We start from the raw sequence: 14,464 nt of genomic DNA, 5'->3' as shown, positions 1-14,464 counted from the left end.
CGTCTCGCCGCACCAATCGGTGACCACCTTGGCGAGACCTGTCAGATCGGCAGTTCGGTCGAGAATTTCAGCTCGCGCAGCACAAAGCTCGAGACCACCGTGCGCACGTGCGGGTTGCGCATGAGATAGCGGGTCATGAAGGCTTCGTAGCTTTCCACGTCGCTTGCCCTTATCTTCAGCATGTAGTCGAAGGCGCCGGACAAGGCGTAGCACTCCATGATCTCCGGCCGCTCTAGCACCACCGCAGCGAAAGAGGCGACCGCCTCTTCGTGGTGATCCTCCAGCGTCACATGCGCGATGACGCAGAGCTTGAGATCGAGTTTTCCAGGATCGAGCAATGTCACACGCTTGCGTATAACGCCGTCGGCTTCCAACTCCTGGATCTTCCGCCAGGCCGAGCTCTGCGACATGCCGGCCTTTTCCGCCAGGTCGGCCAGCGAAAGGCTGCCGTCGGCCTGGACGAGTTGCAGAAGCTTGCGACGAAAATTCCCAGGTTCTTTCATTTTTGGCGTCACTTTCGGGAATATTTGCCACCATTATGGCGACAGCCAGCATGAAAGAAAAGAAAATCCTCCAAACCCGGATCATAATGGCAGCAAAAGCGCCGTTCTCGGGAGGATCAGACTATGACCAAGGAAAGCAGCTACACCGCCAAATTGCCCGGCCCGGATGGTCTCTATGACTACACCCCCGATGAAGATGCGATCTGGGGTGAGCTTTACCGACGCCAGATGACGTTGCTTTCCGATACCGCCTGCCGCGAATATCTGGACGGCGTCACCATGTTGGGGCTGAAGCCCGACAACGTGCCGCAGCTTCTCGATGTGAACAGACGCCTGAACGAGACCACCGGCTTCGGTGTCGAAGGCGTGCCGGCGCTCATTCCGCCGTCGCGCTTTTATGAACTTCTGTCGCAAGGCAAATTCCCGCTCGCAACCTTCCTGCGCCGTCGCGAGCATATCGACTATATCGAGGAACCGGACCTGTTCCACGAGGTTTTCGGCCATTGCCCCATGCTCACCAACCAGAGCTACGCCAATTTCGTCCGGCATTTCGGCGAAACGGCCGTCCGCCTCGGCAAGGGCTATTCGTGGCACCTGTTCCGCATCTTCTGGTTCACCGTCGAATTCGGCCTGATCAATACGCCGCAAGGCCGCCGCTGCTTCGGCGCGGGCATCGTCTCATCTCCCAGCGAAGCGAAGGCGGCCATGGAAGGCAAGTCGTGCGAATTCCGGCCGTTCGATCTGCTGAGCGTGCTCCGCACGCCCTACCGGATCGATATCCTCCAGCCGATCTACTATGTCATCGACGGCTTCGCCGACCTCGAGGCGATCGTGGAGCAGGATATCGAGGCCACCATCCTCAAGGCAAAATCACTGGGTGATTTCGCCCCGGCTTTCGAAGCCAAGGCTTCGTGAATAGCGGGGACAGCGATCTTGTTTCGCCCGCCATGTCACGCAACGGCGATTTCGGCAAACAGGGGACCTGTTTCCATGGTCGCAATGGAAGCCCTGCGACCACGCATCTTGCTGTCTCAACTGGGCCACCTCCGGGGTGACTTACGCGGCGCTCGAACCGACCGCCGGCTGTCTGGCGGACAGAAGTTTGACCAAGGCCTGCGCCCCGGCAGTGGAAGAAGCCGGGTTCTGTCCTGTGATCAACCGGCCGTCCGTGATGGCAAAGCTCTGCCAGTTCGGGGCTTTTTCATAGAGTCCGCCGAGCCGCTTCAATTCATCTTCGACCAGGAACGGCACGACATCGGTGAGCTGAACCTCTTCCTCTTCGCTGTTCGCAAACCCTGTGACGCGTTTTCCTTTGACGATCGGGGCGCCCTTGTATGTCACCCGATGCAGCACCGCAGGTGCATGGCAGACTGCCGCAACCGGCTTGCCGGAATTGTAGAAGGACTCGATCAGGGAGATCGAATCCGGGTTGTCGACCAGATCCCACATCGGTCCGTGACCGCCCGGATAGAACACCGCGTCGAAATCCTCTGAGCGCATATCCGCCAGCTTCAAGGTGCTGGCGAAATCCTTCTGCGCCGCTGCGTCCTGCTTGAAGCGAGTCATCGCCTCAGTCTGATTTTCCGGCAGATCGCTCTTCGGGTCGACCGGCGGCTGACCGCCTTTGGTCGAGGCGAGGACGAGTTCAACGCCGGCATCGCGAAAGACATAGTAGGGTGCAGCTCCTTCTTCGAGCCAGAAGCCCGTCTTTCGGCCGGTGCTGCCAAGAATGTCATGGGACGTAAACACCATCAAGATCTTCATCTGTCGACTCCTTCTTGTTCGACCGCAGTCAGAACCGGCTGCGTGAAGAGAAGTATGGCAAGTTTCCGCTCGCACCACAGCTACACCTTGGTATCGTCGATACCTTGGTATTGGCTGCCTTTCGCCCTGCCGTCAAAGATCAAACGTTGGTAGTCAGCGAGCATCTTGGGGTCTTCGACGGAACCGTGGTGGTGGAGTTGCCGCCAGGTGTCGTTCATTCGAACGAACCAGCGTGTCGTACGAAAGGCGACATCGAGCCTCTCCTCGGGTGTCTCGCATCGGCCTCTTTCGCGGCCGACAAAGAGGTGCCAGTCTTCTCCGCCCTGGCTGGTGAAGTCGTGGAACGCCACCTGCACCTTCGCCTGACCTTCGAAAAGCCTGGAATACCCCTCGGCAATCGCGCCCCAGCCGCGTCGGATTCCGCCGATGGGATTGTCCATGCTCGGAGCTTCGCCCTCGACCCAGACGGCTTCCAGTCCCGTCATGTCGGCAGCGTTGAACGCCCGGTAGAACTCTATCAGCGCGTCTAGCGGACCGTCGCCGGTCTTCGCCTCGTTTCCCGTTATCTCTCGGAGATGCGTCTGCATGTCAGAACCTCTTTCCGCTTGGTTTTAAAGAAGCGCCGGCCCGGGCCGGCTTGCTGAGGATGCGGAAAGGAAAAGGCGGATTCCATTAGACGATGGTGTCGCCAACGCGCGGATTCGGCTCCGGTGATCAACCTCGGTCCCGCCATCCGACCAAAAGGTATCGGCGACACCTTCGTACAATAGGCGGCCACCGTTTTTGGCGAGATGTTCCTGACAGAACGGCAACGGAGATGTCGAAACCGTTCCCGGCTGAAGGCCGGATCAACACACAATTCGCGATCGAGGCAGCGCCCGGCCATGGGTGGTGGGCGGCTGGTCGGTGCGTACCAGTAACGGAGGCGGAAATGAGCCTGCACAAGACAGTGGTGATCACCGGCGCATCCCAAGGGATCGGCGCCGGCCTCGTGAAGACCTTCCTCGATAAGGGTTACAATGTCGTCGGGACGTCGAGACGCATCAGCGAGACGACGGCGTTCGAGCGCAATGACAGGCTGGCGTTGATCGACGGCGATGTCGCCGATCCGGAGACCGCCGAGCGTGTGGCGCAGCGGGCTGTCGAGCGGTTCGGGTCGATCGACGCGCTGGTCAATAACGCCGGCATCTTCGTCACGAAGCCATTCCTCGACTACACGATCGATGACTTTCGGCGCCTCACAGCGACCAATGTCGAAGGTTTCCTTCACTTCACCAAGTCCGCTGTCAGGCAGATGCTTCGTCAGAAGTCGGGAGGAAGCGTCGTCACCATCACGTCGTCGCTGACGGATCATCCCATCGCCGGTGTGACGGCGTCCGTGCCGATGATCACGAAAGGCGGCCTCAATGCCATCACCAAGAGCCTGGCGCTGGAATTCGCCAGGGATAACATCCGGGTCAATGCGGTGTCGCCAGGTGTGGTCGATACGCCGCTGCATGCGACGAACCCAAAAGATTATCTCAAGTCGCTTTCGCCGATGGGAACGATCACGGCCGTCCAGGAGATCGTCGACGGTGTCGTGTATCTGACCGAGTCAGCGAATATCACCGGGGAGGTGCTGCACGTCGACAACGGCGCACATTTGGGAAAATGGTAGGCCGCGACCCGGAGGGGCGCCTGCAGGAACTGGGGATCGTCCTGCCTCCCCCGCCGACGCCTTTTGGCGCCTATGTCGAGGCGATCCAGTCAGGGCCGCTGCTGTTCCTGAGCGGCATGCTTCCGGTGGTTGGCCACGATCCCGTCTACTTCGGGCGGGTGGGCGAGGAGCTTTCGACCCTTGAAGGCTATGATGCCGCGCGCACCGCCTGCCTCAGCGGCATCGCGGCCGCGAGGTCGCACCTGGGATCGTTGAACTCCGTTCGTCGGATTTCCAAGCTCGGCGTCTACATCGCGACATCCCACGCGTTCCGCGAACATCCGAAAGTGGCAGACGGAGCCTCCGAGCTTCTGCTCGACATCTTCGGATCGGAAAGGATTCCGCCACGCATCGTTCTCGGCGTCACCAGCATCCCGCTCGGAATGCCCGTCGAAATCGAGCTCATTCTTGAAATCGAGCCCTAGCGAGGGTTTCGCTCACCAACCCCAGACATGGAGACAATCATGACAATCAGATCATCGAAAAGGGTCGGATCGCAGCCGGTTCTCGCCGTCGTTGCCGCCTCATCCACGTTTCTGACAGCCGCGGCGGTCCTGATGCTGCCGGCGCTTGCGCTCTCCGGCCAGTCGTCACTCAAGCCGGACAGCACGGCACAAGCAAAATCCGCGTCCGAAACGGCGCACGAATCCCAGATCAAAGTGGACAGGCGGACGCCGGCCTATTGGCGGGTGACATTCGACAACCCTCCGTTCAATATTTTCGGTCCGGAGACCATTCCGCAGCTCGAGAAGGTGATCGCCGACATCGAGATCGATCCGAACCTCAGGGTCGTCGTGTTCGACAGCGACGTGCCAGGCTTCTTTCTGACGCACTACAATTTCACGCCGCCTCTGGAGGAGTCGACGAGCCTTCCCTCGGGGCGCACCGGTCTTCATCCGCTTCCCGATATGCTGGTGCGATTGAGCAAGGCGCCGGTCGTATCGATCGCCTTGATCCGTGGACGCGCCACGGGGGTCGGAAGCGAACTCGCGCTGGCGAGCGACATGCGTTTTGCGAGCCGGGAAAAGGCCATTCTGTCACAATGGGAGGTGGGCGCCGGCTTCGTGCCGGGCGGCGGTCCCATGGCACGGCTTCCCAGGCTGATGGGCCGAGGGCGCGCGCTTGAAGTCCTGCTCGGATCCGACGACATCAATGGCGAACTGGCGGAGCAATACGGTTACGTGAACCGTTCCTTCGCAGACGACAAGCTCGATCCCTTCGTCGACGCCCTTGCGGCGCGCATCTCGGGATTCGACCGGGGAGCCATCGCGGATACGAAACGGCTGGTCGATTTCGCCAGCCTGCCGTCCGACCCGGAGATCGGCGCCGGCTGGGACGCCTTCATTTCCTCGGTCCAGCGCCCCGTCGCGCAAAAGAACATCGGCCGGTTGATGGAGATGGGCCTGCAGACGAACCCCGACATCGAGTCCAGGCTCGGCCATTACACGCAGACTTTGGCCGACAAGTAGACTGAAGAGGCGCCGGCGTGAACTGGCAGGTCGCACGGACCTACCGCAATATTCGGTAACGGTGTCCCAGTGATGCCACAGAATCCACTTCACGGGCATCGCAGGCCTTGGCTCGCGAGCCTGCACATCACCATGAACAACGGAGAAATGACATGCACAGCGTTGAGAACCAGATCGTCGATTCAAGCTTTTCCGCCATCATCAATGCCCCGATCGAGAAGATCGACATCCCTCAATGGTGCTTCACCTTATCCGAGAAGGACTACCAGGGTTGCTCTCCGGCCCACATCGCCGCCGGCTTCACCACGGCGCCGGACGGCAGGCGGATGTCGATCAATGTCGAGACCATCGGCGGCAGTCTGATGGTCCAGCATTACGTCGAGACGCTCGGCGAGAAGGATCACCTGATCCTCGACTCCCACTCGGACGTGTTCACCCCGTCGGGCCGCACGACCATCCATGTGACCTGGGAGCTGAGTGCCAAGCGGATCGACGAGGCGAGATGCGAGTTCACCAACCGCGTCAGGTCCTACGCGACTGACGAGATGCTCTCCTTCCTCGACCGCCAGGGGATTCCATTCGACATCTTCCGGACGCAACGCCAGCCGATGTCCATTGCCCATAACAAGGGCGAGACGCCGCTCTTCGCCGCGAATATCGAGCGCGCCGCGCTCCGCAACAGCTGACCGTCTGAATTTAGTTGCCGTACGGAGAGCACCATGAAACCCCTGTCATACGATCCGAACAACACCGGCCTGCTGGTCGTCGATCCCTATAATGATTTCATTTCCGAGGGCGGAAAGATCTGGCCTCGGATTAAGGAGGTGGCGGAAGCCAACAACTGCGTGCCACACATGCAGCAGGTTTTGACTGCAGCGCGTGCTGCAAAGCTTCGCATCTTTTTCGCCATGCATCACCGGTACCGGGAAGGCGATTATGAGAACTGGAAATTCCTGGCGCCGATCCAGCGCGCTGCGTGGCACCGTAAAAGTTTCGAGTTAGGGACCTGGGGCGGAGAATTCCGTGCCGAGTTCGTTCCGGCCGCAGGTGAGATCGTCGCGTCCGAACACTGGTGCTCAAGCGGATTTGCCAACACCGATCTCGATTTGCAGCTGAAGCGGCACGGCATCGAGAGGATCATCGTCATTGGACTGGTCGCTCACACCTGCATCGAAGCCACGGTCCGCTTTGCCGCCGAACTCGGCTACGACGTCACGGTGGTGAGGGACGCGGTTGCGGACTACTCGGACGAGATGATGCACGCGGCGTTGGAAATCAACATGCCCAACTACGCCAGCGCCATCGTGAACACGAGCGATGTTGTTGAAGCCCTTGCAGCGTGACAAGAGCGTCGCGCGGCGCCAAAGAGGCCCTCGGCGGAGACATTCTGCCGGGAGCGAGCGAGCGCCTTCAAGGGTGAACAAAGCTTATTGTCTGCTCAGTCGGACAAACGGAGACGTTTCCTGGGCGGGCATCACAGACGTTCGGCACGGCCTTCATCGACCATCGCCGATTATCGCAGCAACGATCGAACCGACACCATGGGACAATGGACGGCCGCCCTGGGCTGACGCATCGTCCGAAACATCAAGGGCAATGCCCATCACGCTCATTACGGGAGAATTGAAAATGTCCATCCAGGAACGCAACAGGACTGCCGCAGGGAAGGTGCATGACATCGACATGAAGCTCGAAGTCGTGGTTATTCCGGTTTCCGACGTCGATCGCGCAAAGGCCTTCTACACCGGGCTTGGCTGGAGGCTGGACGCCGACGTTTCCGGCGCGAGCGGGTTCCGGGTGGTTCAGGTGACGCCGCCTGGCTCCCCGTGCTCTGTCATCTTCGGCAGCGGCGTCACCTCCGCCAAGCCGGGTTCAGCGCAAGGCCTTCATCTCATCGTTTCCGACATCGAGACGGCTCATGCGGCGCTGGCCGCCCGAGGCGCCGCGATGAGCGGTGTCTTTCATGATGTCGGCGGCGTTTTCCATCATCAGGACGACGAGGGTCGTCTTGTCGGACCGCATCCAACTCGCGGCAGTTACTCATCTTTCGCATCGTTCAGCGATCCCGACGGAAACGGCTGGCTCTTCCAGGAGGTGACGGCCAGGCTGCCAGGCCGCATCGACGCCACCGGCGCGGCATTCTCATCGGAGAGCGACCTTGCGAGCGCCTTGCGCCGCGCCGCTGCCGCGCATGGCGAACATGAGAAACGCACCGGCGGCAATCATGATGTGAACTGGCCGGACTGGTATGCGCAGTACATGATCGCCGAGCGCTCAGGACGGCCGTTGCCCGACTGATGGCTCATTTTGTACTGCCGGCATGTGCCATGGGAGCCTTCGAAGAGTGCTTCCGGCCGCTCAGAGCAAGGCCGCAGCAACTGTTGCGATCGACGCTGGATTGGGGCCGCCATCTGCGATGATGGCGGCCTTTTCTTTTGCCATGTTCGAGCTCCCCCCGTTCCACTGGAACATCGGGCGCGGCCTCGCCCAGTTAGCTCGAATTTTAGCCGACCGGACGAGCGAGAGATGCCCGCTTTGATCACGACATCAACGAGCCTCGTTGCTCCCAATGACGGCCTGTTCGACACGCTCCAAAGGCCCTTTTTGCCATCCGTATTCGGAACCGATCCAATGGTATCGGCAACACCTTGGTGCAATAGAACCTCACTTCCGCACATGAGAGCTTTGGCGCGTCGAAATTCTGAACCCAGGAGACCCTCATGTCATCCATCTCATCCTCAGTCACTCGCCGCACACTTTTGGCAACCGCCGCGGCCGCGGGCGCTCTCACCGTCCTTCCAGCCTCGATCGCCCTGGCCAAAGCCGGTGGCGAGGAAATTCGTCCCTTCAAATACAAGGCGACCGATGCCCACCTCGACGATCTCCGCCGCCGCATCGAAGCAACGCGCTTTCCGGAGCGCGAGATCGTCGATGACGATACGCAGGGCGTTCAGTCCGCGACCATCGAAAAGCTCGCCAGGTATTGGGCCAAGGACTATGACTGGCGAAAGGTCGAAGGCAGGCTGAACGCCCTGCCCCAGTTCACGACCAAGATCGACGGCGTCGACATCCACTTCATCCATGTTAAGGCCAAGGGCGACGGCGCCCTGCCCATCATCGTGACACACGGATGGCCGGGGTCGATCATCGAGCAGATGAAGATTATCGAGCCCCTTACCAATCCGACTGCACACGGCGGCTCGGCGTCGGACGCTTTCGACGTCGTCATCCCTTCAATTCCGGGCTACGGCTTTTCCGGAAAGCCGACCGAAAAGGGCTGGGATCCCATCCGGATCGCGCATGCCTGGATCGAACTCATGAAACGCCTCGGCTACTCGAAATATGTCGCTCAGGGCGGCGACTGGGGCGACGCCGTGACTGAGCAGATGGCACTGATCGCCCCGCCGGAACTGGTCGGCATCCACGTCAATATGCCGGCCACCGTTCCGGACGACATCGCCGCCGCGCTCCGGCCGGGAGGCATCAAGCCTGCAGGACTGTCGGCCGACGAGGAACACGCCTACAACCAGCTCGATGACTTCTACAAGCATGGCCTCGGCTACGCGATCGAAATGGCAAACCGCCCGCAGACCTTGGTCGGGATCGCGGATTCACCCGTTGGCCTTGCCGCGTGGATGATCGATCACGACATCCGGAGCTACGAGCTGATCGCCCGCGTCTTCGACGGCGAGACGGAAGGCCTGACACGAGAGGATATCCTTGACAACGTGACCCTCTACTGGCTCACGAACACGGCCGTCTCGTCGGCACGCCTTTACTGGGAGAACAAGCTTGAATTCTTCGCTGTGAAGAATGTTAGGATTCCGGTGGCGGTCAGTGTATTTCCCGACGAAATCTATGCGGCACCCCGGAGCTGGACGGAGCGGGCCTACCCGAACCTGATACACTACAACAGGCTCGCGAAGGGCGGGCACTTCGCGGCATGGGAGCAGACGACGGTGTTCTGCGAAGAGCTCCGGACTGCGTTCCGTTCGGTCAGAACGTAAACACGCTTCGGCCGCCTGCCTGGTCGCCGGTTTTCCGGCGGCCTTGCTCCATGTGTTGAGCACGGACGCGTTGAACATGGACGTTCCATATCTGATTTCGGTTGCGACGCAGAGACTGTCGTGCAGCGATTTTCGGCCTTCGCTTCAGCCCAGACCGTCGATCAGCATCTTTGCTCGTGACAGTTTGACGCTCGAAAATCCTTCCGTGAACTGTTCGTAAATCGGAAGGAGGATATTGCGGGCCGATCCGCCTCCACCATTGCGACCGAGGAATTCGACCAGGCTGGTTCCTGCTGAAATTTGCCAGTAAATTCCGCCTTGCGCGGAGGCCTGCTGCATTGCCTGTTGGTACAAGTTTTGGACATCAGAGACGTCGCTGATGTTCTGGGCGGCTAATATCTCGCCCTTCTTTCTCAAAATCTCGGGCACCATCCACCGGTAGCCTTTTTGCTCTGAAAAATGCAGAGCATTTCCGATTTCCTGAAGCGCCTCATTAAAACGACCGGCCGCCTTCATCGCAGACGCGAGCTCGCATAAAAAAAAAGGATAAAAAAGCAGGTACGCTGCTTCACGCATCTCACCAATGCCGGATCGAAGCGCGTCGATTCCATTCATAGGATCGCCCGATCGAGCCGCCAGACTTCCCTTCACGCACAGGCCAACCGCGTGAAAAGGGCGCAGGCCATGCTGCAATGCGTGGTCGAGCAACTCTTCGCCGTATTCTTTGGCTCGATGTACTTCGTCAAGGCTTAGTGAAACGAAGGCACCCGACCATGCGAGAGCAACACATAAGACGAATGGCTGCCTTGTTTCGCGTGCTTCCCGGATCGACTCCTCCGCCGTTCGAACCGCCGCGTCCAACTGACCGCGTGAGATCAGGTTCACCGTGTTATGGGCCATGGAGGACGTCCGAACGTCGGCTCCCAGCCTCAGTATATCTTTGCGGCGATTGTCGAAGGGGAAATGCCTCGCCGCCCAATCAAGCCGCTCGCCAGCTTCCTGGTGCTCCGCCTGATAGGTTTGAGGGATTCCCACGAGCCATGCGGCCGTAGCCCGGGACTGTATGTCTCGTCCCTTGACGACTTGCTCGTATTCACGCGCAAACACCAGCGCGTCTTCCAATTCCATCGATCGGGCGGAGAACAGCCAAAGTGCGCATGTCACGCGCTGCTGGTAATCAAAGTCAACGAATGCCTTTGCCAGCGACAAGGCACCGGTCAGCAGGTCCCTGCCGCGATGGCTCATGCCTTGGGTGTAAATCAGCGCGAATCCGAGAGCGCATCGCAAGACCATCTCCGTGCGGCTTCCGCTCTCCTCGCCGATCTGTTCGAGCGCTTTTTCCGCCCAGTCAGCCGCCTCCGAAACGAGCGACGTGGCAGTCCAGAAGTCGCTCGTGGTGGCGGCGAGCCTTGCGCCCAGAATTCCGTCCCCATCGGGCGAGAGAGCCCATCTCAACGCGGCACGCAGATTGTCGATCTCCCGGCGATAGCGAGCAATATCTTCGATCGCAGCCTGAAGATGGCGCTCCTCCGAAAACGGCCGAAAGAACGACAGAAAGTACTTCGCCAGTCGACGCATGGCGCGTTGGTAGCTATCACGGACGCCGAGTTTTTCGCGCGCGTACACCCGCACCGTTTCGAGAAGACGCCAGCGAGGACCTGTTTCCGCTCCTTCGAATGTCACCAGAGACTTCGAGACGAGATTAGAAATGGCGAGAGCCGTTTCCGCCTCGGTTTCCCCACTCACCGCCACGGCGGCATCCAGCGTAAAGCCGGCCGGGAAGATCGCCAAACTGGAAAGCAGCTGGCGTTCGGCTTCCGGCAGCAATTCATAGCTCCAGTCCAGCGCCGCGCGGAGTGTCTGATGGCGAGGCAGAGCCGTCCTACGTCCGCCGGTCAGCAGGACAAAGCGATCGTCCAGTCGGCCGGCGATCTGTTGGAGACCGAGGGTCGCAGCGCGGGCGGCGGCAAATTCGATGGCGAGCGGAATTCCATCGAGATGCCGACATATCGTCGCGATGGCAGACAGCCTTTCCTCGCTTGGCGAAAAATCCCATAGCAAGGCCCGGGTGCGAGCGATGAAGAGCTGGACTGCACTATGTTCCAGAGCGTTGCCGAGATCCTCGCTCGCCGGAACCTCGAGCGGAGGCACGCGGTAAGCGAATTCGCCCTCGATACGGAGAAGCTCTCGGCTTGTTGCGATCACCGATACGTTTTGGCAAGCGCGCACGATCGCCTCGACCATTGAGGCGGCTGCGTCGATGACGTGTTCGCAATTGTCGATCACCAACAACATCTTCCTCGTTCCGATGGCGCGCGCCACCAGCTCTGCGGAAATGTCGTCTCCCTGAAGATGCAAATCGAGGGTTTGAGCTAGCGTTGTGGGAACAAGGTTTGGATCCGACAGGGATACAAGTTCTACGAAGAAGGCGTCGCCATCCAGCGATGGCAGCAAACGGCGGGCGATTTCCGATGCAAGCACGGTCTTTCCGATACCGCCAGGGCCGGTCAGCGTAACAACTCGGTAGGCAGAAGTCAGGTTCAGGACTTGGGTAATCGTCGTCTCGCGGCCTACCAGATCAGACATCGAGGCCGGAATATTCGTAACAAACGAATTCTCGGTCGACCGCGGTTGGATGGGAGGCGTCGGCGCGTGTGCCGGTTTACGATGGCACGTCCACTCGCCAAGGATGCGATAGCCTCGACCAGAAATGGTCTTCAGCAAATTCCTATCTTTTCCGAGAGCCTTACGAATTGCCGATATGTGAACTTGGATCGTATTGTCTTCGACGACGAGTCCGGGCCAGACGCGCTTCATAAGGTCGTCTTTGGATACAATATCGCCTTCCGAAACCACAAGTGTTTCCAGAATTTCGAATGCCCGACTGCCAATGGGTACTGGCGCTCCCATGGCACGCAGCTCTCGCTTCGCGAGGTCAAGCTCCCAACCGCAGAACTCGAAAAGGCCTAGCTCGATCTGTCCCAAAGCACTCTCTCATCCGTCCAGGCAATGGAATTTAGCGCCATAAAACCATAGGAACGCCCCCTATTCCAGGGGCACGGGGCCGCGCTCCAAAGCAGCGATTCAGATTTTTTCAGAATCTCTCATAGCACTTAAGTGCCATTTTGAATCGCTATCCACTAAAAGAAATTCCAGCAGCGATCGCGACAATCAACAGTCGGACGCGAGTACAATTCAATTTCAATATCTTTGCCCCCAGAATTCTCGACACAATTTAAAGGAGAATGGCAATGTACACTGGCAACCACGCTCACGCCAAAACGCACAAAACGCAGAAACGCTCGCCAGAAGACGCAATCGTCTTCATTTTTAGTGACGACGATACTATCTCCTCGGCTTTGAACGCAAACATCTGCTTAAACGGTTGGCAGCCGCACTTTTATAAATCTAGAACGGAATTTCTGACATGCCCAGAGGCAGACTTTCTAGGTTGCGTTGTTCTTGACGCGAGGCTGCCTGATCTCACCGCGTCTGATCTGACACATCTAATATGTGCGCATGCAACCCGTTGCCCAGTGATCGTCCTCACCGGCCATGGCGGGCAAGCGATGACCGTAAACGCAACGAAATTTCATGTCAGCTTCATCCCACAGCCCTTCGACTTGAACGCTCTCACCGAAAAGATTCGTGCGGCCATTCAGGCCACGATGGAGATAGGTCGCCTGGAGGGAAACTACCAGACGCTTACGCCGCGAGAGCGAGAAGTCATGAAGTTCGTCGCCGAGGGGCTACTGAACAAGCAGGTGGCGTTCAAATTGAACATCAGCGAGATCACAGTGAAGGCTCATCGCGGTCAGGTGATGAGGAAGATGAACGCCCGCACGTTGCCGCATCTGGTAAACATGGCAGCGAAGCTCGACATCGGTGTGGGATCCCTGCATTAGTTTGTGGTCTGACAGATGGTCGAGATGCCGGGAAGCGCCCGACATCCTATCGGCAGCAAGCACGAGAAGGGATCGGAATAGAAATAATTCCGTCTCACTTCGGGGCGGCGGGGCTGCCTGCGACGAAATCCACCAAGACCCCTGGCTTGACCATAGCCGCCAACTCTTCGGCATCCCAGTTCGTCAGCCGCACGCAGCCATGCGATCCCACCTTGTCGATGAGCTTCGGCTCCGGCGTCCCATGGATTCCATAGGTCGGCTCGGTCAGGTCGATCCAGACCGTGCCGACTGGACCGTTCGGCCCTTTCGGGATCGTCAGGACCTTGTCGTTCTTTCCCTGCTTGAAGTTGCGCTTCGGGTCATATCTGTAGACCGGCATCCGGGCCACGCCCTTGACTTTGTGCTTGCCTGACGGCGCCGGATTGTCTTGGCTTCCGATCGTTGCGGGATAGACCGCAAGCAGCGATCCGTCCGCAGCATAGGCGCGCACCTGTCCCGTCTTCCTGTCAGCCTCGATGCTCTTAATCTTTCCGTCCCTTGGAGGACCGGGGTTCACCACCCACACCGTGTCGCCAGGGGCGAACTGCGAAGCCGGGTTGAGCGCGTGCACGAGATCGATCCCCATGTGGAACCGCTCGGATAACTTCTCGGTAACGCTCGTATATCCCAAGCTCTGCATCTTTGCTTTCTCGCCATAGTCTTCGGGGATCTTATCAACGAGACCCGCGGCATCCTCTGCCGAGACGACATAGCTTTCAACGATCGGGGCAACGATGGCGCCATTGCCTTCCAGGCGGGAGGCGACTTCCGGATCCAGCCTCCCATCTACGGGCAGATTGTTCATCGCCTCGAAGCCGGCCACGGCCTTGTCGACGTTTTCGCCGGAGAGGCCGTCAATCACGCCGGGAGACGAGCCGGCACGGTCGAGCAGGACTTGAAGGCGAACGATCGCCGGGTCCGGATCTCCCGGCCCAGATTTCTCAGTCCCGATGGACGCAATCGACGCGGTATTGATTTCTTCAGGCCGGAGTTCCCGCGCGGCGGCACCGCCAATGGAAAAGGCCAGAGCGAGCAGCGACATCGGCAGGGCTGTTTTCATGGATGACAAATGGCCAGAGCG

General features: G+C 59.3%; 14 protein-coding genes. 9 read left to right on the top strand and 5 right to left on the bottom strand.

Features of this window, described 5'->3' with window-relative positions:
• Window positions 1-41 precede the first annotated feature (41 nt).
• Window positions 42-503, bottom strand: coding sequence for an Lrp/AsnC family transcriptional regulator (locus HFO99_RS20040; protein ID WP_168330138.1), 462 nt, complete (start codon window positions 501-503; stop codon window positions 42-44).
• Between the two features lie 123 nt (window positions 504-626).
• On the opposite strand from HFO99_RS20040, the gene HFO99_RS20035 reads away from it, so the two are divergent.
• Window positions 627-1,418 (top strand): phenylalanine 4-monooxygenase, encoded by a 792-nt coding sequence (locus tag HFO99_RS20035; RefSeq protein WP_222363167.1) that lies wholly within the window; start codon window positions 627-629, stop codon window positions 1,416-1,418.
• Between the two features lie 141 nt (window positions 1,419-1,559).
• Here HFO99_RS20035 and HFO99_RS20030 read toward each other — a convergent pair whose 3' ends face one another.
• Together HFO99_RS20030 and HFO99_RS20025 are read right to left on the bottom strand one after the other, a co-directional pair.
• Window positions 1,560-2,267: a type 1 glutamine amidotransferase domain-containing protein gene (locus HFO99_RS20030; protein WP_222252874.1), complete on the bottom strand. Its 708-nt coding sequence runs from the start codon at window positions 2,265-2,267 to the stop codon at window positions 1,560-1,562.
• A gap of 80 nt (window positions 2,268-2,347) precedes the next feature.
• Window positions 2,348-2,854 (bottom strand): YybH family protein, encoded by a 507-nt coding sequence (locus HFO99_RS20025; RefSeq protein ID WP_222363166.1) that lies wholly within the window; start codon window positions 2,852-2,854, stop codon window positions 2,348-2,350.
• Between the two features lie 344 nt (window positions 2,855-3,198).
• Here HFO99_RS20025 and HFO99_RS20020 point away from each other — a divergent pair, with 344 nt between their 5' ends.
• The 7 genes from HFO99_RS20020 to HFO99_RS19990 all read left to right on the top strand — a co-directional run bounded on the left by HFO99_RS20020 (window position 3,199) and on the right by HFO99_RS19990 (window position 9,439).
• Window positions 3,199-3,924, top strand: a complete 726-nt coding sequence (locus HFO99_RS20020; protein WP_222252876.1) for an SDR family NAD(P)-dependent oxidoreductase — start codon at window positions 3,199-3,201, stop codon at window positions 3,922-3,924.
• Window positions 3,918-4,388 (top strand): RidA family protein, encoded by a 471-nt coding sequence (locus tag HFO99_RS20015; protein ID WP_222252877.1) that lies wholly within the window; start codon window positions 3,918-3,920, stop codon window positions 4,386-4,388. Before HFO99_RS20020 ends, HFO99_RS20015 begins: the two co-directional genes overlap by 7 nt.
• A 39-nt stretch (window positions 4,389-4,427) precedes the next feature.
• Window positions 4,428-5,432, top strand: coding sequence for an enoyl-CoA hydratase/isomerase family protein (locus HFO99_RS20010; RefSeq protein WP_222363165.1), 1,005 nt, complete (start codon window positions 4,428-4,430; stop codon window positions 5,430-5,432).
• 152 nt (window positions 5,433-5,584) lie between these two features.
• Window positions 5,585-6,118, top strand: a complete 534-nt coding sequence (locus HFO99_RS20005; RefSeq protein WP_222252879.1) for a hypothetical protein — start codon at window positions 5,585-5,587, stop codon at window positions 6,116-6,118.
• Window positions 6,119-6,151: 33 nt separating this feature from the next.
• Window positions 6,152-6,775 (top strand): isochorismatase family cysteine hydrolase, encoded by a 624-nt coding sequence (locus tag HFO99_RS20000; protein ID WP_222363164.1) that lies wholly within the window; start codon window positions 6,152-6,154, stop codon window positions 6,773-6,775.
• A 286-nt stretch (window positions 6,776-7,061) separates the two neighbouring features.
• On the top strand, window positions 7,062-7,730 hold the full coding sequence (locus tag HFO99_RS19995) for a VOC family protein (RefSeq protein ID WP_222363158.1): 669 nt from the start codon (window positions 7,062-7,064) through the stop codon (window positions 7,728-7,730).
• Between the two features lie 422 nt (window positions 7,731-8,152).
• Entirely contained in the window at window positions 8,153-9,439 is a 1,287-nt protein-coding gene (locus HFO99_RS19990; RefSeq protein WP_222335940.1) for an epoxide hydrolase family protein, read from the top strand.
• Between the two features lie 144 nt (window positions 9,440-9,583).
• On the opposite strand, the gene HFO99_RS19985 is transcribed toward HFO99_RS19990, so the two are convergent.
• Window positions 9,584-12,424: an ATP-binding protein gene (locus HFO99_RS19985; RefSeq protein WP_222363156.1), complete on the bottom strand. Its 2,841-nt coding sequence runs from the start codon at window positions 12,422-12,424 to the stop codon at window positions 9,584-9,586.
• 266 nt (window positions 12,425-12,690) lie between these two features.
• On the opposite strand from HFO99_RS19985, the gene HFO99_RS19980 reads away from it, so the two are divergent.
• Entirely contained in the window at window positions 12,691-13,344 is a 654-nt protein-coding gene (locus HFO99_RS19980) for a response regulator transcription factor (RefSeq protein WP_222252884.1), read from the top strand.
• 94 nt (window positions 13,345-13,438) lie between these two features.
• Here the strand turns inward: HFO99_RS19980 and HFO99_RS19975 are convergent, their stop codons facing one another.
• Window positions 13,439-14,452 carry a L,D-transpeptidase gene (locus HFO99_RS19975; protein WP_222335942.1) on the bottom strand — a complete coding sequence of 338 codons (1,014 nt, stop codon included), beginning with the start codon at window positions 14,450-14,452 and terminating at the stop codon, window positions 13,439-13,441.
• Window positions 14,453-14,464 lie beyond the last annotated feature (12 nt).

The organism is Rhizobium leguminosarum (assembly GCF_019798305.1).
Lineage (GTDB): Bacteria > Pseudomonadota > Alphaproteobacteria > Rhizobiales > Rhizobiaceae > Rhizobium > Rhizobium leguminosarum_U.
Note: the sequence above shows the minus strand (reverse complement) of the source record. Positions and strands in the feature narration are given on the sequence as shown.

Coding starts and splice junctions, on each gene's coding strand:
- HFO99_RS20040 (WP_168330138.1), bottom strand. CDS start 503: ATGAAAGAACCTGGGAATTTTCGTCGCAAGCTTCTGCAACTCGTCCAG.
- HFO99_RS20035 (WP_222363167.1), top strand. CDS start 627: ATGACCAAGGAAAGCAGCTACACCGCCAAATTGCCCGGCCCGGATGGT.
- HFO99_RS20030 (WP_222252874.1), bottom strand. CDS start 2,267: ATGAAGATCTTGATGGTGTTTACGTCCCATGACATTCTTGGCAGCACC.
- HFO99_RS20025 (WP_222363166.1), bottom strand. CDS start 2,854: ATGCAGACGCATCTCCGAGAGATAACGGGAAACGAGGCGAAGACCGGC.
- HFO99_RS20020 (WP_222252876.1), top strand. CDS start 3,199: ATGAGCCTGCACAAGACAGTGGTGATCACCGGCGCATCCCAAGGGATC.
- HFO99_RS20015 (WP_222252877.1), top strand. CDS start 3,918: ATGGTAGGCCGCGACCCGGAGGGGCGCCTGCAGGAACTGGGGATCGTC.
- HFO99_RS20010 (WP_222363165.1), top strand. CDS start 4,428: ATGACAATCAGATCATCGAAAAGGGTCGGATCGCAGCCGGTTCTCGCC.
- HFO99_RS20005 (WP_222252879.1), top strand. CDS start 5,585: ATGCACAGCGTTGAGAACCAGATCGTCGATTCAAGCTTTTCCGCCATC.
- HFO99_RS20000 (WP_222363164.1), top strand. CDS start 6,152: ATGAAACCCCTGTCATACGATCCGAACAACACCGGCCTGCTGGTCGTC.
- HFO99_RS19995 (WP_222363158.1), top strand. CDS start 7,062: ATGTCCATCCAGGAACGCAACAGGACTGCCGCAGGGAAGGTGCATGAC.
- HFO99_RS19990 (WP_222335940.1), top strand. CDS start 8,153: ATGTCATCCATCTCATCCTCAGTCACTCGCCGCACACTTTTGGCAACC.
- HFO99_RS19980 (WP_222252884.1), top strand. CDS start 12,691: ATGTACACTGGCAACCACGCTCACGCCAAAACGCACAAAACGCAGAAA.